1 pseudogene is annotated in these 2002 nt (G+C 58.1%); it reads right to left on the bottom strand.

Annotation, left to right across the window (positions count from 1 at the left end):
* Positions 1 to 804: 804 nt before the first annotated feature.
* A pseudogene (locus tag AB4043_RS23785) lies at positions 805 to 2002 on the bottom strand (hypothetical protein); the annotation flags it as partial.

The following is a 2002-nucleotide window of genomic DNA, read 5'->3' as shown; positions in this document are numbered from 1 at the left end:
TGGCAAGGGCGGGGTTATGTCAAGGTTGTTGGCACACCAGGCATCGACCTCAGCGGTTAAAACCGCTTTCTTTTACTGGTGGATACGGGCCGGCTGAAGCCGGCCCCTTAAGCACGACATTCGCGCTATGCGCGAACAGGACGGAACAGAATGGAAGGAACCGACTCGAATGACAGGCTCTACTTCGGTGCAATGTCTTCATGAATTTCCTGCAGGAACGCCGAAATCTCTTCGTCTGAACTCAGAGCGGTGTAATTGCCCTGTTCTATCGCATCGAATCCTTCTTTGGAAACCGATCGGAGCGACTCCATTCTGTCCGAATTTTTGCTTGCGCGCTTGGACTTGCTCGATGCATCAGTGGATCGTTCAGCATGCCTGGTTAGATTGGGGTCAGGGTGTAGCATGAGCAACTCCTTTTCTTCTTCTTTTTCGTGCTGCTTTTCTGCTGCGTATCGACCTTCGTTGTAGCTCTATGGAGCGGGCCTTCAGCCCTTCATTTTCTATCAGCTAGCGTACCTGGGGCGTTGCCCCAGGCTCATATAGAGCGCACCTTTGGTGCTTTTCTTTCGCTCCGAGCAGAGAGCTCTGTAATACGAACTCTATCGCGTCTAGTCCTTCTTTGGTCGCGATCGGAGCCATTCAATGCCTCCTGGCCAAGGCAAAGGGGCGACATTTGCCGCCCCTCTCTGGTGAATTGTGGGTTGGGGAGCACTGGTTAATCTGACGAGAATCTCATCCATCGCGGTCTCACCCCAACGAACGAAGTTCGTCGGATGGGCACCCAGTGCGTGGGTTGTTTATCCGTTAGAAACGGACGATTGCTACCCACTGCCAGACACGCGGCTGGTTGGCCTGCGAGGTTACCTGGCCGAAGGCCGCGTTGGTCCAATCGGTACTTGGAGTCGAGTAGACCGGATGGTTCAGCAGGTTGGTCGCCTCTGCACGGAACTGAAGCTGGAGCGGTTCATAGAACCGTGCCAGCGAGAAGTTCCGCTGCAGGGCCATGTCCCACTGGTTCAGGAAGTCGGCCCGCAAACCACTGAAACGAATTGGGAAAGTGCGGACCTGGTACTGGTTCGGAGTCGCGCTGGTGTCGATGCCGCTGGTTTGCGTGCTGGTCGTCTTGGTCACGAAGCTGTTGATGTTGAACCAGTAGCCGGCCACACCGGCCGCCTGCGCCGCTGCCGAAGACTTATATCCGTTGCGACCCCAGGCCGCATCCACCGGGTTAGTCCCCTTGTACAACGGGCTGGTGCTGGCCGGGGTGAACGACAAGGGCTGTCCGCTCTGTACCTGGTAGACACCCTGCATCTGCCATCCGCCGACCAGGGCGGAGACGAAAGCGTTGTCGTGCAGGTACTGGCGTCCGCGGCCGAAGGGCAACTGGTAGATGCCCGAGGTGGCGAAGCGGAAGGTGCGGTCGTTGCTGGAGGTTCCGTACCACAGGCCGTAATCCGAATTGTTCAGGTACTGGGTTGCGTCCAGCGATTTCGACCATGTAAAGGCCGAGGTGAAGGACGCTCCGTTCGAGAAGCGCCGCAGCAGTTGCGCCTGCAGCGAGTGATACATCGACATGCCGTTGGTCATGTACGCCGTCACGCCGGTGAACTCCGGATAGGGACGCACCAGCTGCGAGACCGCAACCGTCTTTCCGGAGCCCAGAGAGACGGTCGAGGGAACGATGTTCAGGAACGGATTGGTCACCGTCGCCGACATCTTGGTCGTCGCATCCACGTCATAGCCATTGGTCGCGGTCGAGAGATACTGCTTCGGCACTGGATCGAACTCCTTGTTTACCGGCAGATGCACGCCGTGGTTGCCCACGTAGTCCACCGCGGCCAGCCACGAGCCGAAGGCACGCTGGAAACCGACGCTCCAGCGCTGGTTGTAGGGCACCTGCGGATTCCTCGGCTGGAAGGTGATCGAGTTGCCGAGGAAGGTCTGCATGCCAAGCGAGTTTCCGGTTGGCTGCGCAATGCCGGACGGGAACGGATTGGAGACC

It is taken from the genome of Terriglobus sp. YAF25 (assembly GCF_052113305.1).
GTDB lineage: Bacteria > Acidobacteriota > Terriglobia > Terriglobales > Acidobacteriaceae > Terriglobus.
This window is presented reverse-complemented; position numbering and strand designations above follow the sequence as displayed.